The organism is Pseudomonas sp. DTU_2021_1001937_2_SI_NGA_ILE_001 (assembly GCF_032463525.1).
Classification (GTDB): Bacteria; Pseudomonadota; Gammaproteobacteria; order Pseudomonadales; family Pseudomonadaceae; genus Aquipseudomonas.
This window is the reverse complement of the sequence record NZ_CP135971.1, coordinates 5,217,902-5,238,617: the sequence shown is the minus strand read 5'-3', so window position 1 is coordinate 5,238,617 and position 20,716 is coordinate 5,217,902. Positions and strand designations below refer to the sequence as shown.

Below are 20,716 nucleotides of genomic sequence, written 5' to 3'. Positions count from 1 at the left end.
CTCCTTGTGCCGGATGGCAACGTCCATGGTTGAAACCTTCGGGCAGGGGTTCAGCAAATTCCGTTCCCGCCAGGCTGCGGAGGCGGATGGATATGAAGCCAGCCTTCTAGACCGGGCCTTGGCAGGCTGTTCGGGTCACCTTGCCAACGCTGCAGGTAAAGGTCCCTCACCGGCATAGGCTTGCCACGGGTGGCAAATGGCGGGCAGGGTCAGACTGGCGCGGCCTTGCTCTCGCCGTAGGTTTTGTACGAAAAGTGCCTGCGCTCGGCCATGCTGCGTTAAAAACAGGCTGGATCGCCAGCCCGGTCGGAATGCTCATTTACTCCAGTAAAGTCGCCCGCGACTCCGACCGTTCCTCGCCTGTTTTGACTCGCTGGCGCTCGCCCTTCGGGTCAGCCTACGGCTGTTACTCGCTTTGCTCGTTGCGCCTTGCCTGACCTTCGCTCGCCGACTTTTCGTACAGAACCTAGCGCACACTCTGCGCCATCTGCCCACTGATCCATTCCAGGAACACACGGCATTTGGCGCTTTCCTCGAACGGCCGGGGCGACAGCAGGCAGTAGCGCGAACCGTCGCGGATGAAGCCGAACGGCGCGATCAACTGCCCGGACTCCAGCTCCCCGTGAACCATCAGCAGCGACGCCATACCGACACCCAGCCCTGCCGCTGCGGCCTGGATGCACAGGTAGAAATGCTCGTACTCCTGGCGCGTGGTGCCTGCCGCTGCAACCTGAGCAAGGCGCAGCCAGTTGTCCCACGCCAGGGGCCGGGTCTTGCTGTGCAGCAGGCGCATGCCGTCGAGCGGCTGGCCGGCGGACCACAGCGCCGGCGTGCAGACCGGGCCGGTCCACTCCTCGCCGATGGTCGCGCAGTGGATCGAGTCGTCCCAGTAGAAGTCGTCGCGGCGCACCGCCAAGTCCACGCCGGAGCGCCCGAAGTCGATGGGCCCGCCCGCGGTGAGCAGTTGCACCTGCAGGTGCGGATACGCGGCGTGGAAATCCGGCAGGCGCGGGATCAGCCATTTCATGGCGATGGTCGGTTCGCAGGACACCACCAGCACGTCTTCGCGGGTTTCGCGTTGCAGGCGGTAAAGGGTGCCCTCCAGCTGTTCGAAAAATGGCCGGGTCACGCTGTACAGCTCGCGCCCGGCGTCGTTGAGAAAAATCGCCCGGTTACGCCGTTCGAACAGCTCCACGCCGATGGCGTCTTCCAAGGCCCGCACCTGACGACTGACCGCGCCGTGGGTGACATGTAGCAGACGCCCGGCCTGCACGAAGCTCTGGGTCTGCGCAGCGACGTTGAAGAACTGGAAGGACGTAAGGGCTGGCAGCTTCATATAGGCGATGATTTCTCACAGATTTGGCGGACTATAAATCGTTTTTCAGAGCGCGCACAAATCGCCATCCTTCGGCAGAAATCTATACCTGAACATTTGACTAGAGGGAACTATGAAGTCCGTCACCCGGCTAACAAGCCGCTCCGCCTGGACAAACCTGCTGCCGCTCGGGCTTGCGCTTATGTGCGTATCCCTCACACAAATGCCCGTCTGCGCCCGCCACACAGGAACCCGCCCATGACCGAACTGCTTGCTGTCGCCGTCATCACCATCCTGGCCGTGATCAGTCCAGGCCCCGACTTCGCCATGGTCACCCGCAACAGCTATGCCTACGGACGCGGCAGCGGCCTGATGGCCGCTTTCGGCATCGCTTGCGGGGTGCAGGTCCATGTGTTCTACACCGTGCTGGGCATTGCGCTGATCATTACCAGTTCACCGACGCTGTTCATGGCCATGAAAGCCTTGGGCGCGGCCTACCTGATCTACCTGGGCTACAAATCATTGACCAGCCGCTCGACGCTGGAACCGGGCAGCGCCAACGGCCCCCACCCATCGGCCGGCAAAGCCTTCGCGATGGGCTTTCTGACCAACGCCCTGAACCCCAAGACCATGCTCTTCGTGGTCGCCACCTACAGCCAGGTGGTGCAGGTCAGCAACAGCCTGGCGGTCAACTTCGCCTACGGCCTGTTCATGTCGTTCTCGCACTGGGTGTGGTTCAGCTTCGTGGCCCTGTTCTTCTCCGCCGAGGCCCTGCGCCAACGCATGCTGGCTCGCCAGCGGGTGATCGACCGGGTGATTGGCGTAGCGTTGATCGGCTTGGGGTTGAGTCTGGTGGTGCCGAGGTGATTCGCTGAACGATGGGCTTTCAAAACTTGGATTACCACTGGCATCTGTTCGAATTTTTTCTGGGCTTCGCTGGGTGACCTGTCGTACAAAGATTGTCATCCGCTCTCCAAGCATCAAGGTTATTGCCGACACGCTTGAAAGCGAAAACCAAGTCTTACACCCGCCCTTTCAGCAGGCTTGAAAGGCTTGCGGTTGAAGCCGCCGCACATGAAATCGGCGTTCACCACCGACAAGTCCTTTGCAAAAGGTTTCCGAAGTCGTGGATGCTAGCGCAGCGTTCACCCGTAACAGCCCAACGTTTTCCGCCCGCAAGGAGATCCACATGAAGCTGTACTTCGCCCCGATGGCCTGCTCCCTTTCCCCGCACATCGTGCTGCGTGAGCTGGGCCTGCCGTTCGAACTGGTCCGCGTCAATACCAAGACCAAGGCCACCTCGGAAGGCCGGGACTTCCGCGAAATCAACCCCAAGGGCTATGTCGCGGCGCTGCTGCTGGACAACGGCCAGTTGCTGACCGAAGGCCCGGCCATTGTCCAGTACCTGGCCGACCAGGTGCCCGGCAACAGCCTGGCGCCAGCCAACGGCACCTGGGAGCGCACCCGCCTGCAGGAAATGCTCAACTTCATCAGCACCGAGATCCATGGTGGCGCCGGCCCGCTGTTCAACCCTGAACTGCCGGAAGCGGCCAAGGCGATTTTCCGCGAGAAACTGTTCAAGCGCCTGGCGTACGTCAACCAGCAGCTGGCGCAGCAGGACTACCTACTGGGCAGCTTCGGCCTGGCCGATGCCTACCTGTTCACCGTGCTGAACTGGCTGCCGTTCTTCAACGTCGATGTGAAGGATTGGCCGGCACTGGCGGCGTTCGTGGAACGGGTCAAGGCCCGCCCGAGCGTGCAGGAAGCCATGGCGGCAGAAGCGGCGACCCAGCCGGTCTGATTGCGACGGCGCCGATGATTGCGAAGCGCGGGGTGAGAAAGCCCTGCCCTTCGCGCGCAGCGCCAGTACCCAAATGGCGACACGCTCCCGGTGGGACCGGCTTCAGCCGGGAAGCCTTTCGTGGCCTGAATAGCTCTTTCAAAACGTCTGGGCATCAGCCGCTGAAGCCCGCCTACCAGCAACGGCTTTTCTGATAGAGAACAGGCGTACTCAGGTGGCTCGGCAGCGGATATTGATTACTCCCTTATCGACCACTTTCATGAACGCCAGGCCTGGCAATTTACCCGGCCAGCAGTGGAAGCAACTGCGAAACCAGACCTCGCGCATCCTGCTCATAGCCTTCACGCCAACGCGACGACCAATCACGCGCAGAGCCGTCTTCTTCCCACTCGGCTAATGCAAGCCCGTTGAGGATTTCCATCTCGAACCAGAGGGTCCGCCACCCTGCTGTATCCGCGACGCACGCAGGGTCTTGCCAGACAAACTCGGTTTGCGCCACAAAGCTCGACCAGGACATCAGATCTTCAGGGGCTTGCCGCGCCAAGGCCGCAAGCTGTGATGCCGTTAGCATCATGTTCTCCACAGAGCTTGAATCGGACGTTCGACATGATGCCAGAGCGCTGTGGTGACGGCAGCGAATCCCTTGGACTCACTCCTTGCTGAACCGACTTCCCCTGCTGAAGTCGAACTGACACGCTTGAATAGGATGAAGCCGAAACAGTGATGATGAGATTGACCACCCTGTCGCTGGGGATACTGCTGAGTGCCTGCACCCACTACCGCTACATCGACCCGCAAACCTCAGAAGGTCTGGACTGCTTACGCAAACTCGACGCAAAGGTGAATGCCTGCGAAAGCGACGTTAGAGACAGGCAGGCCAGTTATGACAATCTCTACAACTCTCTATCGATGTTCAGGCAGCAATGCACCATGGAACCGAACGCCTGCCCACCACAGCCCACGCGCACTCAGGTGTCCAATTACTGTCGTGACGACTACGATGAAAAATTCATAGCCTGCGGTGGCCGGATCGAAGAGGTCGAGCGTTAGGCGTTTTCAAACCAATGCATGCCAAGCCCGCTGCGCTACCTGCCAACATCAGATCTTGTTGGCTTGATGGGAGCTCAGCAAATCTCATACGGAACAGCAGACGGCACCGGCGAGTCTGGCATCTTCTGCCCGTTCTCGTGTTCATGAGCGTACCTTCCCCTCAGATCACGTCCTTCTGGCGCTCGAGTGCCCACTGCTCCTCATTTTGATCCGTTCACCGGGCAAGCCGCGACACTGGCGCAGGTTGACCTGCGAAACAGACTGGCAATGGTGCCCTTTCTGCGGCACAAAGATCATGATGCTGCGGCAGTGGTTATTACCGCTGGCACAGGCAAGGCTGATGCTGCCGAGGACAACGTCTTGGATGCAATGAATACACAGCTGCTCGCAGAGCGCCTTTTCGAAGAAGGATGCAACCCTGGCATTTATGCCATAGGTTCCCGTGGCGTTCTGTCAGACGGCTGGTATCTCGCCCATAAGGATGGGCAATGGCAGGTCTGCTATACGGAGCGCGGTCGCGATTCAGAGCCGATTTTTGTTTCAGGCAGTGAGTCGCAGGCCTGCACGTTCTTTTTCCAACACATCACGGCCATGCGTCATGACCATTGCGTTGGCTTTTTCAAGTCCAGAGACAATGCCGTGGCCCTCGAACACGACCTCAGCGCGCTCGGGATACAGAGTTGGTCTGATGAAATTCCCTATGCCGGTATTCATGATCCCCGGTACCGGGTGTTTGTCTCGGGGAAGGCAATATTCTTGGCCAGGAAAGCATTGGGTGTGGTGCCGCGGCGGGATATCGGGGCTTAACGGGGGCACGATGGTAATGACAGTTTTCGACCAATAGCTGCCTGTCGTTACCGGCTACAATTAGCGGCCATAAGCGGGCCACTGAGCGATAGCGAGGTTCTGTCTCTATTGCTGCATCTGTTGCATCAATGAAATGCGAATCGCCAGGATTGCCTGGCGCTAGGTCGTCTCTCCATACTGCATGGAATGCCCTATCCGGTAATCAGCCATGTCCTTAGACGTTTTCCTAGAAAGCCAGCACAGTGATGAAATCACTGCATTGATGGCGGTCGCTGCGGAGGGCTCTTTTGTTGCAGCCGGGCGTCGGCTCCAGCGCGATCCATCGGTAATATCAAGACGCGTGGCAGCCATGGAGGCGCGCCTCGGCATTCGTCTTATTGAGCGATCAACCCGCCAGCTCCGGATGACACAAGTTGGAGCTCAGTTAGTGGAACGCCTTGCAAAGGCCCTCAGAGGCGTTGCGGATGCGCAACAAGAAGCTAAACAAGGGGCCTCGGAAGTTAGGGGCGTCCTGCGCCTTGCATTACCAGCAGCGATGGGGCGCCTCTGGCTTGCGCCACTGTTGCCGGAGTTTCTCCTGGCTAATCCAGGCGTATCAGTTGTGGCCGACTACAGTGACCGCTTCGTCGACATAATTGCCGAGGGGTATGACGCCGCCATTCGGGTTGGCGAGTTAAGCGATAACCGCCTTGTTGCTAAAAAGCTGTGGGAGCACCGCCGCATTCTTTGCGCCTCCCCGGAATACCTCAGACAGTTCGGAGAGCCTCAAACACCTGCTGATTTGGCTAAACACAGCTGCCTGCGATTCAGTGGTCTCTCATCCTTTCCTGAATGGCGGCTGTTCAAGAAAGGGCGTGTCCAGAAGGTGGCGGTTCAGGGCGCTCTCACATCGAATGATGGGGAAGCGCTACTCGCCGCTGCACGGGCTGGTGTTGGTATCTTGGGTGGCGGCGAGTGGTTGATGACTCGTGATCGAGAAGCAGGACTACTGAAGCGAGTTCTGTCTGACTGGCGGCTTGATGGTGGCGAGGGAGGTGTTTACCTCGTTCGTCCATCTTCCCGCTTCATGCCTGCTACAACCCAAGCCTTCAAGAACTGGATTGAAAGCAAGTTCACACACGGCGCTCCTTGGTTCTCCCCTTAAACCCAATATTGGTCAGTTAGACCGTTGGAGCGAGCTTGCTCGCGATGGCTGCGTCACGTTCACAGCAGATGCGTGGGTTTTGCTGATCCGTTCGCGAGCAAGCGCTCTCCAACAAAAGCCGAAGAGCGCCTAACTGACCAGTATTGCCCTTAAACCGAAACGCACCTCGATACTTATTTCCTCCGGAGGCCTTGTGTTCAAAGGTGTCGCTCTGTCCGTTGCATCGTCCTGCGCGTTCGCCGGACTTTACTATTACGCAACACTACTTAAACCACTTGATGGCGAGCAAATTTTCGGATGGCGCATGCTGCTAACGCTCCCATGTGTGACGTTGTTTCTTCTGCTAGGTCGCGAGTGGAATCCCGTCAGTGACATTTTTAACCGGCTAGTTCAGCAGCCCTCTTTAATAATTGGGCTGCTCGCAAGCAGTGCGCTGCTTGGTATTCAACAGTGGCTATTTATGTGGGCTCCCATAAACGGCAGAGGGTTGCAGGTTTCACTGGGTTACTTTCTGCTTCCGCTCGTAATGCTTCTGGTAGGTACGCTCTTCTATCGGGAACGACTGAGCTGGTTGCAGATAGCTGCTGGGTTTGCAGCTGTGCTGGGCGTCACTCATGAGGTGGTCCAGGTGGGAGGTTTTGCATGGGAAACACTGCTAGTTGCCCTTGGATTTCCAGCCTATTTCGTGCTTCGTCGAACGCTAAATACTGCCAATTTGGGAGGGCTATGGTTCGATATGTTTTTCATGATTCCTATTGCAAGCTGGTTCGCATTGGGCTCTCAGGCAACTACCTCATATTTCGACCAAGCCCCTCGCCTCTATGCGCTGGTGCCACTTTTGGCAGTAATGAGTGCAGCAGCGTTCATGGCCTATACCACAGCCAGTCGCCTGCTCCCGTTCAGCCTTTTCGGCTTGCTGGGTTATGTTGAGCCCGTACTGATGGTGGCCGTCGCACTGCTCATTGGCGAGCGGATTGCCCCCAGCGACTGGCTCACTTACATTCCGATTTGGTTCGCGGTGGGCCTCCTGATTTTGGAGGGAACGAAGCACATTCGACGCTCAGTGACATCAGCGCGAGCCTGACACGCACCTACCGGCCGATAGCGGCTTTTCAGATGACCTCAAACTAAAACATGTACCGAGATCAACCTCATCCCCACCAGCCAAAGCCTTACGCCACCAGAAAATCCAAAAAAGACCGCACGCTCTGGCCGCTGCGGATGATAGACCTCTTGGGTTTGATGTAACGAAAGCCAGAGCACAGGCATCTAGGGTTAGCGAAGTGCTCGGGTACGCGGCCCCTCGCACCGAGCAATCGCTCACCAGCACGGCTGGCCATCACTTGTCCCTCTCCCCCGCTTTCGCTACCCTGCGCGCCGCTCGCTGCCAAATCAGCGAGCCGGGTTTGGCGACCTGAACATCTAGTACTTGGCAGCTTCCGTAAGGCTGCGGGCATCCCCTTGCCTGCTGTTCCGTTATGGCCGCTGCACGTGGGAGACCCTCGGGTCTGCCGGGGTGCAAGTACTAGACCCGGTTCGCCAACCTGCGTGCAGCTGCCACCCAAAATCGTTTGGCGACGATTTGGCAGCCTCTAGTACACATCGGAGCTGTGCCATGGAAGTCATCAACCCCAACGCCCCCTGTAGCCAACACCTACACGCCACCCTCTTCTACCGCCATCGCCGCCGACTGCGCGCCATGCTCAGCGATGGTCAGGGCTGGTTCTGCCTGGCTGATCTCAGCCGCCTCATGGGCCGCGCCATCGACGAACGCGCCACCCTGAAACTCGACCCCGACCAACGCCGCACCGCCTGGGTGGAAAGCCACGAGCACTGGGAGAAATGCATTCTGGTCAGCGAATCCGGCGTCTTCGCCCTGCTCGTGCACCACTACGTGCCGGAGAACCGCCGCCTGCGCCAATGGCTCACCCACGAAGTGCTGCCCGAACTGCACCAGCGCGGCGACGGCCGGGCTGCTGCCGAGCATCAACAGCCTGGACTGGCTGGGCAACTCGCTGCAGGTGCTGCACTGGCGCAATGAAGACTGGGTGCGCTGGCGGGATATGCCAGGGGTCTTGATGGAGAGGCCTTGGGCGGCGCGACGTGGTTTTTTGCGGCGGGTATTTGGCTGGAACGAGCGATAGGCGCAACAGGTTCGTGATTAATGCCAATACAGTTCAGTTAGGCCGGGTAGGAGCGGCTTCAGCCGCGAAGCGACCGCCTGTTCACAACAGATACAGTGAATTTCCTGGCGCTTTCGCGGCTAAAGCCGCTCCCACCGGGCCACATGCCGCTTAAGCGAACAGTATTGTGATTAATGCCAGATCGATCCGGCTGATGAACCTGTCCGCTCTGGTGCCGATGCCGGACGTTGCATCAGCTCACGCGGCAAGCCGCATGAGCTGGCGCCATGCAAGCGGCGTGAGGCCTTCGGCCCTGGCAAACACCCGGCAGAAATGCGCTTGATCATAGAACCCACAGGCTACCGCGATCTCCGTCAGCAGCAGGGTCGAGGTCGCCAACAGCGCCTTGCTGCGTCGTACGCGCTGCTGACGCAACCATTCCTGGGGGGCCAGCCCCGTGCTCTGCTTGAACCTGCGCGTGAAGTGGCTACGCGACATGGCGCATGCCTCGGCGAGCGCGGACACGGAAATCCCCGTATCCAGGTTATCCAACATCATCTGTTTGGCGAGCCTTTCCTGCCAGGGCCTCAGCGGCCTGGCCGAAATGCAGGCGACGTTGGGCAGCACAGTGCATGGGTCCATGTTCATGGCGATTCCTGTGAGACGCAAATACGGGGGATTGATCGAAGCCGGGCCGGCGATCGCGCAGCCGCAACCTGGCAGCGGTGCGTGCTCAGCGCGCACCGTTGTTCGCGTATTGATTGCTGTGTTCCGCGCTGCCTGGCGGACAGCCGTACCAATGGATCCGGCTGCCAGGCAGTGCTGTGGCGCGTTACTGTGCGGCCGGTACGGGGGCCAGGGTCGGGCCGTGGGCGACGCGCTCAGGTGCCTTGTGCACCATGGTGTAGGCATAGTCGACGCCCATGCCGTAGGCACCGGAGTGTTCCCTGACCAGGTTCATGACCGCGTCGTAGGTCTCGCGGTTCTTCCAGTCGCGCTGCCACTCCAGCAGCACCTGCTGCCAGGTCACCGGCACCACTCCGGCCTGGATCATGCGCTGCATGGCGTAGTCATGGGCCTCTTTGGTAGTGCCCCCGGAAGCATCGGCGACCATGTAGATCTCGTAGTCGGCGTCGTGCATCGCAGACAACGCGAAGGTGGTATTGCACACCTCGGTCCACAGGCCGGACACGATGATCTTCTTGCGCCCGTTACGCTTGAGTGCGTCGCGTACCTTCTGGTCGTCCCAGGAGTTCATCGAAGTGCGCTCCAGCAGCGGCGCCTCGGGGAACACAGCCAGCAGTTCGGGATAGGTGTGGCCGGAGAAGCTCTCCGTTTCCACGCTGGTGATGGTGGTCGGCACGTTGAAGATCCTGGCGGCCTTGGCGAGCGCGACCGTGTTGTTCTTCAGGGTCTGGCGATCAATGCTCTGCACGCCGAAGGCCATCTGCGGCTGCTGGTCGATGAAGATCAACTGGCTGTTGTAAGGGGTCAGTACTTCGGTTTTGGAAGTGTTCATGCGTAGCGTCCTTTCAGTGGAATGTTGTCTGTTCAGGCGTCCCGGCGGCTGGGTCGACAGGAAATGGCCGCAGAGTCGTCAGCAGCGTTCGTGATGGCTGCTGCCCCGAGTTCGAGAAAAAGTTAACCGAAAGATCACGCCTTTGCTGGCGCAATATTGCGCTTCCAAGAAGGCAAAAGTGCGCCATTGGATTTTCCGTTACGGTGCTAGCCTCTGCGTCCAGATGAATCAGGCGGCCGCAATTCAGCGGCCCTTCAAGCAAGGAGATGGGCAATGGCAGCTACGCAACCGTTCGACAACAAGACCGCTTACTGGGGTGTGCCGTGGGAGGAAAGCTATGGCTATCCGCAGGCCAGAAAGGTGGGCAACGAGATCTACATCTCGGGTCAGTTCAACCACGATGAAGCAGGCAATCTGGTCGCCCCCGCACCGCTGGACAGCGAGGGCAAACCCAGCGATTTCTCGTCCATGGGCGAACAGATGCGTGTCTCCTATGACAACATCGCCAAGCTGCTCGCGCTTTATGGCGCAACGCTTGAGGACGTCGTCGAGGAAACGCTCTACGTGCTGGACATGGACGCCGCCTTCGCCGTGGTGGGCAAGGTTCGCAAGGCCGCGTATGGCAGCGAGCGCCCACAATGCGCGAGTAACATCATCGGCGTTTCGCGGCTGGCTCAGCGCGCGCAGTTGATCGAGATCGCCTGCAAGGCCGTGATCGGCGCGCGCGAGGCGTGAGTGACAGGCCCGTGCGCTAGTCGATCAGGCGCGGGCGCTGCCCTTCTACCAGAGGCTTGAGCTGCGCAACAGCCGCTGCACAGAAGGTCATGAAGGCCTTCACCCGCCACGACCTGCGAATGTCCTGGTGGGTGAGCAGCCACAGTTCGTCCTGAAGCTCGGCCACTACCGGGCCGACACGCACCAGCTCTGGCGTGATATCGCCCAGCATGCAGGGCAGGAAACCGAAACCCAGCCCGGCGGCAATCGCCGCACTGGCGGCAGCCACCGAATCGGTGCGATAGGCAATGCAGTGCGCCGGCACCCGGCTTTCCACGTAGCTGGTCGCCCGCAGCGCACACAACCCACCGGAGTACGATACCCAGGGGTGCTCATCGCCAAACGGTTCGCTCGTCTGCCGGTCTTTGGCGCTACCGTAGGGCGCCCAGGCAATCGTGGCGAGCTTGCGCCCTACCAGGCTTTCCGACGGTTTGCGGGTCGCACGGATGGCGATATCCGACTCGTCGCGGGCCAGGCTCAACGTCTGGTTGCCGACCAGTACCTCAATGGCAATACCCTCGTTGAGCGCCCGGAAGTCGGCAATGATCGGCGTAAGGAAATACAGCAGCAGCGAGTCGCTGGTGGTAATGCGCAGTTTGCCCAGCGGCCCTTCGCCGACTCGCGATACGCGTCGCGCGACACTCACGATATCCAGTTCGACGCGCTCCCCCAGGGCGCGCAGCTCCTCCCCTTCGGCCGTGAGCATATAACCCGAGCGCCGGTGATCGAACAGCGCGACGCCCAGGGTCTTCTCGACCTGGGCCACGCGCCTGGACACGGTGGAGACGTTGATACCCAGCTTCTTTGCCGTGTCGGCGCGATTGCCGTAGTGGCTGAGGGTCTTGATGATCCGCAGATCGTCCCACGACAGCTGACTGACCGCACGGCTCAAGTCCCACGGGGCACTGCCTCCGGAAGCCGGGCTCGTTGGGGCACTTTCAGTTAACGATTTCACGCCAGCAGATTCCAGGTATCGGGCGGCAATCATACGAAAAGCGTGTGGATGAACCAAGGCACGCTCGACTGGCCTGGAAACAACGAACCGATGACAAAGGTCACGACCCGGCGAGCCATGGCCTAACGCCGCTGCATGGCTTCAAGGCCCACGCTCGCGACGCGTCGCACCGACTCATCGTCATCCTGTGTTGCCCGACGCAGTCCCTCGATGGCTCGCAGCGCGTCGTCGGGTTGCAGGTCACGGTTGTTCAAGCCGCTGGCCGCGTGTCGCCGAATGGCGACGTGGGGTGAAAGCAGACCGCGCAGGGCTTCACTCACATCGGCGGTGGTGGTATCGATCTGCGCGTAGAGGTCTTCGAGGGCCTCTTCAACCGCAGCGTGAACCTCAAGGCGTTGATCAAGCAAACGCTCAACGGGCCTGTAGTTCAGGACCGGCGGCTGCACGCCCCGCCAGCGGAAACCGTCGAAGTTGGCGCAGATGCCCGCGACAGCAATGTCCGGCGCTTGCTGCATCAACCAGTCAAAGTCCTCGAGGTAGCCCAAGGCATTGGCGCACCAGTTGCGAGTCGGCTGTTCATCAGCCTCGATCACCTGCCGGCGCAGGGCCTGGATGACGGGCGCATCCGCCAGGCCGGCCAGCCCGAGAATGCACGCGGCAGCGGTGGGCTCTGCATGCTCGTTGAGTTGCTCGATAAGCGCGGCCTGTGCGGGGCGGCCATTGGCAATCAGCCAGCGCTCGGCCTCTTCCCCCGAAATGCCATCGGCACAATGCAGGCGGCTGACGTAGAACGCGGCCTGCTCGGCAAGCGGCAAGGCAGCCACTTCGCGCCGAGTGTTTTCGATGGCCCGTTCGACAGAGAAGTTACGCTCGAACTGCTGGCGGGTCATGCTGCGCTTGGCCAGGGCGATATCGCCGGCAAAGTCATGAAAAAACACCACGAAGCCGGGCGTCACCCCCGGATGCTGAGCAAAATGGCGGCCCAGCGCCCTGGCAGCACGGCTGACGGTGACCAGAAAGCGCCGCTCAGCCGCTTGCCATTGGCGCGGGCCAAACCGGTTGGCGTGGGCTTGCAGCTCGTCATCCAGCCGTGTGAACGGCTCGCCCTCGCAGATTTCCCAGTCCCAACGCCAGTCCACCGGGTTCCATTTCACCGAACTGAAGCTTTCATCTGTCTCCTCGGGGTGGTCTTCGCAGAGAGCCTGCAGGCTGTTTGCGGCAAAGCTGGGCAGCGACAGGTCCGCCTCTTCCTCCCGGTAGCTGGCATGAAAGGCGGCGGCATACAAAGGGCTGCCGCCCTCATCGAGCAGCGTTTGCAGGGTTTGTCTGGCAGCGTCGAACAGCGCCTGCTCCAGAGCTTTCCAGTTCATCATTCAGGTCCTTGCTGACGAGTGCGTTCAGCCGAGCCGGTCGAGCATCCCTTCAAGAGTGCTTTCCAGGCGGGCCAATTCGATGTGCGTGCCATCGCCATACTCAGCGGTACGCAGCAGACATTCAATGATCACCGTGATCCCCAGAGGTGCCCGATGACCGGGGTATTTGCGCAGCTTGAGTTCGACGCGGATCGGGCTCAGCCAGGTACTGAGGTCTGCTGACCAGCGCGGATCCTCGAAGCCAAACACCCGGTCCGAGGTTTGGGTATCGATGATGTGCGGTGGCAACAGCCAGTGCGAGTGGCCGGCTTCCCATGGGGTCGCCTGGACCTGGTAGCGGCCGTCCGGAGACCAGGACAGTATTTCAATGTCGTTCATGCGTATGCGCCTGCCTTTGTAATTTTCTTCACACGTGTTGGTCAGTCGCAGCCTTATATGTGAATATCCACATATTCGACTTTCCACATATGTAGTCATCATGCTGACCCCACACGAAGCCTTCAAGTGCCTGGCAGACGAGACCCGTGCTCGCGCCACCCTGCTGATCGCCGAACACGCAGAACTCTGTGTCTGCGAGCTGATGTGCGCCCTGCAAGACAATCAATCCAAGATCAGCCGCCACTTGGCGCAGCTGCGTGCTGCCGGGCTGCTGCTTGATCGTCGGCAGGGACAATGGGTGTACTACCGGCTCAATCCCGAACTCCCCGTGTGGTTCAACGATGTGCTGCGCATTACATCGGAAGGCAACGCGGCCTGGCTGAGCGACAGCAACGCGCGCCTGAGCCAGATGGATGGGCGCCCCCAGCGCGCCTCCCGTTGCTGCTGATGTTTGCCGGGAGTCCTGGAATGATCATTGCCGCCGCTGTATTTGTCTTCACCCTCGTTCTGGTCATCTGGCAGCCCCGAGGCCTGGGGGTTGGCTGGAGTGCAACGATGGGCGCCGCCCTGGCGCTGATGGTCGGTGCAGTTTCCTTTCAGGACATCCCGACTGTCTGGGCGGTAGTGTGGAACGCGACCGCCACGTTCATCGCAATCATCATCATCAGCCTGTTGCTGGACGAGGCCGGTTTCTTCGAGTGGGCGGCTTTGCACGTGGCCCGCTGGGCGAACGGCAACGGTCGGCGTCTCTTCGCGTTCATCGTGTTGCTGGGCGCCGCCGTGTCGGCGTTGTTCGCCAATGACGGTGCCGCGCTGATCCTCACCCCCATCGTCATTTCGCTGTTGATGGCATTGCGCTTTTCCGCCGGCGCCACTCTGGCGTTTGTCATGGCGGCAGGCTTCATTGCCGACACCGCGAGCCTGCCGCTGGTGGTCTCCAACTTGGTCAATATCGTTTCTGCCGACTTCTTCAGGCTGGGCTTCGCCGAATACGCCTCGATCATGCTGCCGGTTGCCGCAGCCAGCGTGGCGTCGACGCTGCTGGTGCTGTTCATCTACTTTCGCCGTGAAGTGCCAGCCGCTTACGCCCTGGAAGATCTGAAACCACCGTCATCCGCCATTCGCGACCGCAGCACCTTTGCATGTGGCTGCTGGGTGCTGGCGCTGCTGCTGGTCGGGCTTTTCGCCCTGGAGCCCGTGGGCGTGCCGATCAGCGCGGTCGCGGCTGTGTGTGCGGCCATCCTCTTCGCGGTGGCGTCCAGAGGGCAGGTCATTTCGACTAGCCGCATACTGCGTGAGGCGCCCTGGCAAATCGTGGTGTTCTCGCTGGGCATGTATCTGGTCGTCTACGGCCTGAGCAATGCGGGCCTTACGGGCTACCTCACAGCCGTGCTCGACCGGCTGGGCGAACAGGGTCTGTGGGCCGCTGCGCTCGGTACCGGGCTGTTGTCGGCCCTGCTGTCGTCGGTGATGAACAACATGCCCAGCGTACTGATCGGTGCGCTGTCCATCGAAGCCAGCAGCAGCTCCGGCCTGGTGCGCGAGGCGATGATCTACGCCAACGTCATTGGCTGTGATCTCGGCCCGAAGATCACGCCCATCGGCAGCCTGGCGACCTTGCTGTGGCTGCATGTCCTTGAGCGCAAAGGCATCCGCATCAGCTGGGGGTACTACTTCAAGGTGGGCGCCTTGCTGACCCTCCCCATTCTGTTCATCACCCTTTCGGCGCTTGCCTGGCGCTTGAGCCTTTGACGTCCGCCATTGGCGGCAGGAGTTAGCATGCGAGTCCTGTTCATGTGCACAGCCAACAGCTGCCGCAGCATTCTTTCAGAGGCGATGTTCAACCATCTTGCGCCTGATGGATTCGAGGCCGTGAGTGCGGGCAGCTTCCCCAAGGGTGAAGTGCTGCCTCGCAGCCTGCGAACGCTGCAAGAGGCAGGCATTGCGACCGTGGGTTTAAGCAGCAAGGGTAACGACGCCTTCGAGGCCAACCCGCCCGATATCGTCATCACCGTGTGCGACAAAGCAGCGGGTGAAGCATGCCCGGTGTACCTCGGCCCGGCACTCAAGGCGCACTGGGGGCTGCAAGACCCTTCCGATGTGCAGGGCGACGACGCCGAGATTTCAGCTGCTTTCAATGCCACGCTCGCGCAGATCGAACGCCGTTGCCGCGCCTTCCTGGCGCTGCCATTCGGCCGCTTGAGCCGTGACCAGCTGCATCGCGAGCTGGAGCGTATTGGCCAACTTTGAGGGACTTCTCCATGACCGCTGAACTTCCGAACGTTGAACACGACCTGATCGGCCAGTTCTCCTGCCGCGTCGAACCCAGTCAGCACCCGCCGCGGATCCTGTTGCTCCACGGCTCCACCCGTGAGCGCAGCTTCAGCCGCCTGTTGGTCGAAGAAGCCGCACGACTGCTTCAACACTTCGGTGCCGAGACCCGTATCTTCGATCCCTCCGGCCTGCCCCTGCCCGATGATGCACCTGTCGAACACCCCAAGGTGCAGGAACTGCGTGATCTTGTGCTGTGGTCGGAGGGACAGGTCTGGTGCTCACCGGAGCGGCACGGCGCCATGTCCGCCGTATTCAAGGCGCAGATCGACTGGATTCCCCTGGCGCTGGATGCGGTCAGGCCCAGCCAGGGCAAAACGCTTGCCGTCATGCAGGTATGCGGCGGTTCGCAGTCGTTCAACGTGGTCAATCAATTGCGGGTTCTGGGTCGCTGGATGAGGATGTTCACCATCCCCAATCAGTCGTCGGTGCCCAAGGCCTTCATGGAATTCGACACGGACAATCGCATGAAACCCTCTGCCTACTACGATCGTGTGGTCGATGTCATGGAAGAACTGATGAGGTTCACCCTGCTGCTGCGCGATCAGAAGGACTTCCTCGTGGATCGCTATTCGGAGCGCAAGGAAACGGCGGAGCAACTTTCTGCCCGCGTAAACCAAGGTTCAATCTGAGGAGCCGGCTCGTGATCAATGTGGGGTTGGCTTCGCAGCGAGGCGGTTTGAGCCGGCGATGACAAGGCGTCTGTATCCAGCCCCCCCAGAAAATCTGGCGTACGTGTCGGTCCTCAGCCCGCGCCCACGAATGACAGCATTGCGTCCCCCTCCATGAGCACAGGCATCTGCCCGATAGCGGATAACCGCTTCAGGCCGCTGATGGCGCCTTGGGGTGCTCAACACTAAACCGGTGCCGAACCCCATCTACCCAGCGCTCGCAGCACTCATCTCCAGCAAAAAATCCACAAACACCCTCACCCGCGCCGGCATCGCCTCCCCGCCCACGAACACCGCATGAATCGGCTCCCGATCCCCCGGATTGAAGTCCTCCAGCAGCGCCACCAGCTCCCCGCGCTGCAACTCGTCTACCACGGTAAAAGCGCCGATCCGCGCGATACCTGCCCCCAGCCTGGCCAGTTGCGCCAGCGCCTCGCCGCTGCTGCATTCGATGTTGCCGCGCACCTTGAGCCGAAAGATCTGGCCGTCGCGGATGAAGGGCCAGTCGGGTTCGCTGCGACGGAAGTTGAAGCGCAGGCAGTTATGGTTGGCGAGGTCTTCGGGTTGGCGCGGGGTGCCGTGGCGTTCTAGGTAAGCCGGCGAGGCGACGATGACCTGGCCGTTGCTGCCGATGGGGCGGGCGGTGAGTGGGCTGTCGGGCAGGTGGCCGAAGCGCAGGGCGACGTCGGCTTCACCGGCAAGGATATCAACCACTTCGTCGCTCAGGCTCAGGTCGACGGTGATCTGCGGGTAGCGGGCGCTGAAGGCGGCGATCAGCGGCACCACTGTCACGCGGCCGTGGCCCAGGGCGGCGCTGACCCGCAGGCGGCCTTTGGGCACGCTCTGGTCGGCGATGGCGTCTTCCACTTCGTCGAGGTCGGCGAGAATGCGCCGGGCGCCGCGCAGGTAGGCTTCGCCTTCGCAGGTCAGGGTGATGGCGCGGGTGGTGCGCAGCAGCAGCCGGGTGCCGAGGCGCTGTTCGGTGCGGGCGATGATGCGGCTGACCGCCGAAGGGGTCAGACCCAGGGCCCGGGCGGCAGCGGAGAGGCTGCCGGCCTGGGCCACCTGGGCAAACACGAGCAGCTCGCCAGATCGGCCATTGAGGTCCATTTGTGCCTCCCACGCAAAGGTGATTGTCCGCAGAACGGTCTACCGCCTGCAAAACGCGGATCGTAGCATTTGCAGCACAGATAAGGAGACTTCCATGCGTATCAACCCTCCCCTTGCCGCACTCGCCATGGGTGCCTTCGGCATCGGCGTGACCGAGTTCGCGCCCATGGGCATGCTGCCGGGCATCGCCGATGACCTCGGCGTGTCGATTCCGGCGGCTGGCCTGCTGGTCAGTGCCTATGCCCTGGGCGTGCTGATCGGTGCCCCGCTGATGACCCTGGCCACCGGGCGCATTCCGCGCCGGCTTTTGCTCATCGGCCTGATGGCGATTTTCACCCTGGGCAACCTGATGTCGGCCCTGGCCACCGACTACCAGAGCCTGCTGATCGCTCGGGTGGTGACCTCGCTCAACCACGGTGCGTTCTTCGGCGTCGGCTCGATCGTGGCCGCCAGCGTGGTGGCGCCGGACAAACGTGCCGGGGCAGTGGCGGCGATGTTCATGGGCCTGACCCTGGCGACCATCGGCGGCGTGCCGCTGGCCACCTGGCTGGGCGAAATGCTCGGCTGGCGCACCACCTTCTGGGGTATCGCCGGGCTGGGCCTGGTGGCGATGACCGCGCTGTGGTTCGCGCTGCCGAATATTCCGCTGGGCAAGAGCGACGGCGTGCTGGCCGAGATCCGCGTGCTGGGCCGTGGCCCGGTGCTCGCCGCACTGGCGCTGACGGTGGTGGGCTCCAGTGCGATGTTCACCGTGTTCACCTACATCGCGCCGATCCTGCACAGCGAGACCCATGCGGATACACCGTTCATTACCGGCATGCTGGTGCTGTTCGGCATCGGCCTGACCTTGGGCAACATCTGGGGCGGCAAGGCCGCGGACCGTTCGGTGGAGCGCACCTTGGTGGTGTCGCTGACAGTGCTCATTGCGGTGCTGCTGGCCTTCACCGTGCTGATGCGCTGGCCACTGCCGGCAGCGCTGGCGATTCTGCTCTGGGGCATCGCCAGTTTTGCCTTGGTGCCGCCGCTGCAGATGCGCGTGATGCAAGCCGCCCACGACGCGCCGAACCTGGCCTCGGCGGTGAACATCGGCGCCTTCAACCTGGGTAACGCCATCGGTGCGGCGCTGGGCGGCGCGGTGATCAACGCCGGGCTTGGCTACCCGGCGATATCCCTGGCCGGTGCCGCCATGGCAACGCTGGGCTTGCTGATGGTCTGGGCCTTCAGTGCCCGTGGCCGGCAGGCGCCTTGCAACGGGCTGGATGCTGTTTGAGGCAGTGGGTCAGTCGGCGTCCTGCTCCAGCGCATAGCGCCGACAGTGCGCGAGGTAGCCCATCTCGTGGGCGCCGACCAGTTCCACCACGCTGCTCCACAGCCACGACGGCGCATCCAGGGTGCGGGTGCGGTTGTTCTGCAGGTCGTTGATCCAGTCCAGGCGGGTTTCCAGGTCCATTTGCCGGGCATGGGCCTGGCCGACCACTCGGGCCAGGTAGCTGGCCGCTTCCATGGCTTGGCGCGGGTCGAGCTGGTCCAGCTCCAGCTTGAGGTCCTGAGGCAGCAGTTCACGGATGAAGAACGAATGCTCCAGCAGGCGCACGGCGAGCATGCGGTTGCCCAGGCCGGGTGACAGTTGCCGGGCGCCTTCCACTACGCGCCGACCATTGTCGCGCGGCATACCGGCGCGGGCGGCACGCGGTGCAGCGGCGGCCACCGCCTGTTTGATGTCCAGCAGGCAGTAGTCTTCATCCTCGCCATCGCTGACGCTGAGCAGCACCGCATAGCGACGCAGCCCCAAAGAGCTGCAGCCCTTTACCCAGTAGGCGCAGTCGAGCAGCGCGACTTCGTCGTCATGACTGCGGCCCTTGAGTGCGGTGACCAGTGCGTGGATTTCCGGGGTCTGGCACAGCACCTCGATGGCCTGGCGCTCGGCCTTGCTCAGGCGCCAGAAGTGCTTGCCCAGCGGCAGGGTCAGGCGGCTGGCCTGCATGCGTTCACGGGCCAGGTGCTTCCAGGTACGGCGCACCGCGCTGCGCATGCCGGCCTTGACCTGCTGCGGGCGCGGCGGCTCGTGGTCGAGGCTGGTCTGGAACGCCAGCTCGTAGCCACGCATCATTTCTTCGAGCATGCGCGCAGTGGTCACCCCTGGCAGGTCGGAGCCCCGCGCAGCGGTGGCCAGCGACAGCGCCAGGCGTACGAGGTCATGGGCCGGGTTGCCGACCACGGTCTGGTCCAGGTCCCGGATGTGCACGTCGATACCGCCCTTGAGGTCGCCGGTGGGGCCGAGGTTGCCGGCATGGCAATCCCCGCAGATCCACACCGCCGGGCCGCGTGGCAAACGTCGGCCCGGCTGGCTTTGCAGCCACTCGTAGAACTGCACGGTACTGCCGCGCACATAGGCGTGGGCGGAGCGGGCCATTTTCAGATTACGCAATTGGTTGAGCTGCGGCAGGCGGCGGGCGGGGTCGGGTGTTTTCATGAAAGGCCAGGCAGTGGACGAGACAGGCGGTTGACCGCAGAACCGTCACGAATGTTTCAAGGTGTGTCAGCAACAGAGTGGTTTTTCTCACGCCAGAGGAGTCGCTGCCATTCAGGCCGCCACTCGCGCCAGCCTGCCCTGACAAGCCGATCACCCGCGTCGCTTTCCGCCGGCTGACAGGGCCACCGAGGTCCTCGGTCCGTCTAAAAGCGTAACGACCCGGCGCAGCGTGCGCCTGGGATCCCAGTGCAGGCGTGGGTTAGAATCGCCCCCATGAAAAAGCCACGCTCAAGCCTCGCTACCGTCCTCTACATCTTCGGCATCGCCACTGCCCTCATCGCCGCCTTTGGCGTCTTCGGCCTGCTGGTCGCACTGTTCTTCCACGGTGCCATCTTCATCGATGGCGTGGCCAGCATCGGCATTCTGGTGGCGTTCAGTGCGGCCATGTGGAAATTCCGCATCACCTGGGCCAAGCCCGCTGCGGCGGCGATCCTGATCGCTTTCGTCGCCTTCGTGGCGATGCTGCTCGATGCCCGTGGCAACTACCTCTACAACCAGCCGCTGGAATGGCTGTTCGCCCCCGCCGGCACGCACCTGCAAACCCATGAAGACATCAGCCACGGCAGCAGCAGCACCGGGGTCAATTACGATTTCCGTTTCGTCGATGCCGAAGGCCAGGTGGTGCGTGAACTGAGCAGCTGGCTGGTGGTGCCTTTCCGCTTTTTCGAGTACCTGCTGATTCTCTCGGCCGCCCTGTCGGTCATCACCTGGCTGCGCCCCCGCCTCGGCGGCTCGCAATGGCTGCCGCCGCCTTCGCGCTAACGCGCACAGACAACTTTCATAACCCCGCTCCAAGCGCCGCCACCTGATGGCGCGCTGACGCACGCCTCAC

22 protein-coding genes and 1 pseudogene are annotated in these 20,716 nt (G+C 61.7%); 14 read left to right on the top strand and 9 right to left on the bottom strand.

From position 1 onward, the window contains the following. Positions 1–466: 466 nt before the first annotated feature. Positions 467–1,336 carry a LysR substrate-binding domain-containing protein gene (locus RRX38_RS23020; protein ID WP_315960791.1) on the bottom strand — a complete coding sequence of 290 codons (870 nt, stop codon included), beginning with the start codon at positions 1,334–1,336 and terminating at the stop codon, positions 467–469. 237 nt (positions 1,337–1,573) lie between these two features. Between RRX38_RS23020 and RRX38_RS23015 the strand changes: the two genes are divergently transcribed. Both RRX38_RS23015 and gstA read left to right on the top strand, forming a co-directional pair. After that, on the top strand, positions 1,574–2,182 hold the full coding sequence (locus RRX38_RS23015) for a LysE family translocator (RefSeq protein ID WP_315960790.1): 609 nt from the start codon (positions 1,574–1,576) through the stop codon (positions 2,180–2,182). 322 nt (positions 2,183–2,504) lie between these two features. Next, positions 2,505–3,116: a glutathione transferase GstA gene (gstA, locus tag RRX38_RS23010; RefSeq protein ID WP_315960789.1), complete on the top strand. Its 612-nt coding sequence runs from the start codon at positions 2,505–2,507 to the stop codon at positions 3,114–3,116. A gap of 280 nt (positions 3,117–3,396) precedes the next feature. On the opposite strand, the gene RRX38_RS23005 is transcribed toward gstA, so the two are convergent. Further along, positions 3,397–3,633, bottom strand: coding sequence for a hypothetical protein (locus RRX38_RS23005; RefSeq protein ID WP_315960787.1), 237 nt, complete (start codon positions 3,631–3,633; stop codon positions 3,397–3,399). Between the two features lie 209 nt (positions 3,634–3,842). Here RRX38_RS23005 and RRX38_RS23000 point away from each other — a divergent pair, with 209 nt between their 5' ends. The 5 genes and pseudogenes from RRX38_RS23000 to RRX38_RS22980 all read left to right on the top strand — a co-directional run bounded on the left by RRX38_RS23000 (position 3,843) and on the right by RRX38_RS22980 (position 8,261). Further along, a complete protein-coding gene (locus RRX38_RS23000; RefSeq protein WP_315960786.1) occupies positions 3,843–4,166 on the top strand; it encodes a hypothetical protein in 324 nt (107 codons plus the stop codon). A gap of 186 nt (positions 4,167–4,352) precedes the next feature. Continuing rightward, entirely contained in the window at positions 4,353–4,973 is a 621-nt protein-coding gene (locus RRX38_RS22995) for a hypothetical protein (protein WP_315960785.1), read from the top strand. A 208-nt stretch (positions 4,974–5,181) separates the two neighbouring features. Then, a complete protein-coding gene (locus RRX38_RS22990) occupies positions 5,182–6,117 on the top strand; it encodes a LysR family transcriptional regulator (protein ID WP_315960784.1) in 936 nt (311 codons plus the stop codon). A 193-nt stretch (positions 6,118–6,310) separates the two neighbouring features. After that, a complete protein-coding gene (gene rarD / locus RRX38_RS22985) occupies positions 6,311–7,201 on the top strand; it encodes an EamA family transporter RarD (protein WP_315960783.1) in 891 nt (296 codons plus the stop codon). A gap of 531 nt (positions 7,202–7,732) precedes the next feature. Continuing rightward, a pseudogene (locus tag RRX38_RS22980) lies at positions 7,733–8,261 on the top strand (Bro-N domain-containing protein). 237 nt (positions 8,262–8,498) lie between these two features. On the opposite strand, the gene RRX38_RS22975 reads toward RRX38_RS22980, so the two are convergent. Further along, entirely contained in the window at positions 8,499–8,888 is a 390-nt protein-coding gene (locus RRX38_RS22975) for an AraC family transcriptional regulator (protein WP_315960781.1), read from the bottom strand. 184 nt (positions 8,889–9,072) lie between these two features. After that, entirely contained in the window at positions 9,073–9,759 is a 687-nt protein-coding gene (locus RRX38_RS22970) for a hydrolase (protein WP_315960780.1), read from the bottom strand. Between the two features lie 273 nt (positions 9,760–10,032). On the opposite strand from RRX38_RS22970, the gene RRX38_RS22965 reads away from it, so the two are divergent. After that, on the top strand, positions 10,033–10,494 hold the full coding sequence (locus RRX38_RS22965; RefSeq protein WP_295475636.1) for a RidA family protein: 462 nt from the start codon (positions 10,033–10,035) through the stop codon (positions 10,492–10,494). A gap of 16 nt (positions 10,495–10,510) precedes the next feature. Here the strand turns inward: RRX38_RS22965 and RRX38_RS22960 are convergent, their stop codons facing one another. From RRX38_RS22960 to RRX38_RS22950, 3 genes are all read right to left on the bottom strand, one after another. Continuing rightward, positions 10,511–11,488: a LysR family transcriptional regulator gene (locus tag RRX38_RS22960; protein ID WP_315960779.1), complete on the bottom strand. Its 978-nt coding sequence runs from the start codon at positions 11,486–11,488 to the stop codon at positions 10,511–10,513. A 122-nt stretch (positions 11,489–11,610) separates the two neighbouring features. Further along, complete coding sequence (locus tag RRX38_RS22955; RefSeq protein WP_315960778.1) at positions 11,611–12,858, bottom strand: DUF4303 domain-containing protein; 1,248 nt, start codon at positions 12,856–12,858, stop codon at positions 11,611–11,613. 27 nt (positions 12,859–12,885) lie between these two features. Next, on the bottom strand, positions 12,886–13,239 hold the full coding sequence (locus RRX38_RS22950) for a hypothetical protein (RefSeq protein ID WP_315960777.1): 354 nt from the start codon (positions 13,237–13,239) through the stop codon (positions 12,886–12,888). Positions 13,240–13,339: 100 nt separating this feature from the next. On the opposite strand from RRX38_RS22950, the gene RRX38_RS22945 reads away from it, so the two are divergent. The 4 genes from RRX38_RS22945 to arsH are packed head-to-tail and all read left to right on the top strand — an operon-like array spanning position 13,340 to position 16,202. Then, positions 13,340–13,687 carry a metalloregulator ArsR/SmtB family transcription factor gene (locus RRX38_RS22945; protein WP_315960776.1) on the top strand — a complete coding sequence of 116 codons (348 nt, stop codon included), beginning with the start codon at positions 13,340–13,342 and terminating at the stop codon, positions 13,685–13,687. 20 nt (positions 13,688–13,707) lie between these two features. Next, positions 13,708–14,991 (top strand): arsenic transporter, encoded by a 1,284-nt coding sequence (locus tag RRX38_RS22940; RefSeq protein ID WP_315960774.1) that lies wholly within the window; start codon positions 13,708–13,710, stop codon positions 14,989–14,991. A gap of 27 nt (positions 14,992–15,018) precedes the next feature. Next, positions 15,019–15,489, top strand: coding sequence for an arsenate reductase ArsC (locus tag RRX38_RS22935; RefSeq protein WP_315960773.1), 471 nt, complete (start codon positions 15,019–15,021; stop codon positions 15,487–15,489). A gap of 11 nt (positions 15,490–15,500) precedes the next feature. Further along, the gene (gene arsH, locus RRX38_RS22930; protein ID WP_315960772.1) at positions 15,501–16,202 is read left to right on the top strand and encodes an arsenical resistance protein ArsH; all 702 of its coding nucleotides are present in this window, start codon (positions 15,501–15,503) and stop codon (positions 16,200–16,202) included. A 246-nt stretch (positions 16,203–16,448) separates the two neighbouring features. Here the strand turns inward: arsH and RRX38_RS22925 are convergent, their stop codons facing one another. Further along, positions 16,449–17,351, bottom strand: coding sequence for a LysR family transcriptional regulator (locus RRX38_RS22925; RefSeq protein WP_295475613.1), 903 nt, complete (start codon positions 17,349–17,351; stop codon positions 16,449–16,451). A gap of 94 nt (positions 17,352–17,445) precedes the next feature. Between RRX38_RS22925 and RRX38_RS22920 the strand changes: the two genes are divergently transcribed. Continuing rightward, the gene (locus RRX38_RS22920) at positions 17,446–18,621 is read left to right on the top strand and encodes an MFS transporter (protein WP_315960771.1); all 1,176 of its coding nucleotides are present in this window, start codon (positions 17,446–17,448) and stop codon (positions 18,619–18,621) included. A gap of 9 nt (positions 18,622–18,630) precedes the next feature. Here RRX38_RS22920 and RRX38_RS22915 read toward each other — a convergent pair whose 3' ends face one another. Next, positions 18,631–19,824 carry a DUF2252 family protein gene (locus RRX38_RS22915; RefSeq protein ID WP_295475608.1) on the bottom strand — a complete coding sequence of 398 codons (1,194 nt, stop codon included), beginning with the start codon at positions 19,822–19,824 and terminating at the stop codon, positions 18,631–18,633. Between the two features lie 273 nt (positions 19,825–20,097). Between RRX38_RS22915 and RRX38_RS22910 the strand changes: the two genes are divergently transcribed. Continuing rightward, a complete protein-coding gene (locus RRX38_RS22910) occupies positions 20,098–20,646 on the top strand; it encodes a hypothetical protein (protein ID WP_315960770.1) in 549 nt (182 codons plus the stop codon). Positions 20,647–20,716 lie beyond the last annotated feature (70 nt).

Bases quoted from the DNA above. Each gene is read 5' to 3' on its own strand.
- RRX38_RS23005 (WP_315960787.1), bottom strand. From the start codon at position 3,633: ATGTCCTGGTCGAGCTTTGTGGCGCAAACCGAGTTTGTCTGGCAAGAC.
- RRX38_RS23000 (WP_315960786.1), top strand. From the start codon at position 3,843: ATGAGATTGACCACCCTGTCGCTGGGGATACTGCTGAGTGCCTGCACC.
- RRX38_RS22990 (WP_315960784.1), top strand. From the start codon at position 5,182: ATGTCCTTAGACGTTTTCCTAGAAAGCCAGCACAGTGATGAAATCACT.
- RRX38_RS22935 (WP_315960773.1), top strand. From the start codon at position 15,019: ATGCGAGTCCTGTTCATGTGCACAGCCAACAGCTGCCGCAGCATTCTT.
- RRX38_RS22965 (WP_295475636.1), top strand. From the start codon at position 10,033: ATGGCAGCTACGCAACCGTTCGACAACAAGACCGCTTACTGGGGTGTG.
- RRX38_RS22910 (WP_315960770.1), top strand. From the start codon at position 20,098: ATGAAAAAGCCACGCTCAAGCCTCGCTACCGTCCTCTACATCTTCGGC.
- RRX38_RS22955 (WP_315960778.1), bottom strand. From the start codon at position 12,858: ATGAACTGGAAAGCTCTGGAGCAGGCGCTGTTCGACGCTGCCAGACAA.
- RRX38_RS22915 (WP_295475608.1), bottom strand. From the start codon at position 19,824: ATGAAAACACCCGACCCCGCCCGCCGCCTGCCGCAGCTCAACCAATTG.
- RRX38_RS22920 (WP_315960771.1), top strand. From the start codon at position 17,446: ATGCGTATCAACCCTCCCCTTGCCGCACTCGCCATGGGTGCCTTCGGC.
- RRX38_RS22940 (WP_315960774.1), top strand. From the start codon at position 13,708: ATGATCATTGCCGCCGCTGTATTTGTCTTCACCCTCGTTCTGGTCATC.
- RRX38_RS23020 (WP_315960791.1), bottom strand. From the start codon at position 1,336: ATGAAGCTGCCAGCCCTTACGTCCTTCCAGTTCTTCAACGTCGCTGCG.
- gstA (WP_315960789.1), top strand. From the start codon at position 2,505: ATGAAGCTGTACTTCGCCCCGATGGCCTGCTCCCTTTCCCCGCACATC.
- RRX38_RS22975 (WP_315960781.1), bottom strand. From the start codon at position 8,888: ATGAACATGGACCCATGCACTGTGCTGCCCAACGTCGCCTGCATTTCG.
- RRX38_RS22950 (WP_315960777.1), bottom strand. From the start codon at position 13,239: ATGAACGACATTGAAATACTGTCCTGGTCTCCGGACGGCCGCTACCAG.
- RRX38_RS22925 (WP_295475613.1), bottom strand. From the start codon at position 17,351: ATGGACCTCAATGGCCGATCTGGCGAGCTGCTCGTGTTTGCCCAGGTG.
- arsH (WP_315960772.1), top strand. From the start codon at position 15,501: ATGACCGCTGAACTTCCGAACGTTGAACACGACCTGATCGGCCAGTTC.
- RRX38_RS22945 (WP_315960776.1), top strand. From the start codon at position 13,340: ATGCTGACCCCACACGAAGCCTTCAAGTGCCTGGCAGACGAGACCCGT.
- RRX38_RS23015 (WP_315960790.1), top strand. From the start codon at position 1,574: ATGACCGAACTGCTTGCTGTCGCCGTCATCACCATCCTGGCCGTGATC.
- RRX38_RS22970 (WP_315960780.1), bottom strand. From the start codon at position 9,759: ATGAACACTTCCAAAACCGAAGTACTGACCCCTTACAACAGCCAGTTG.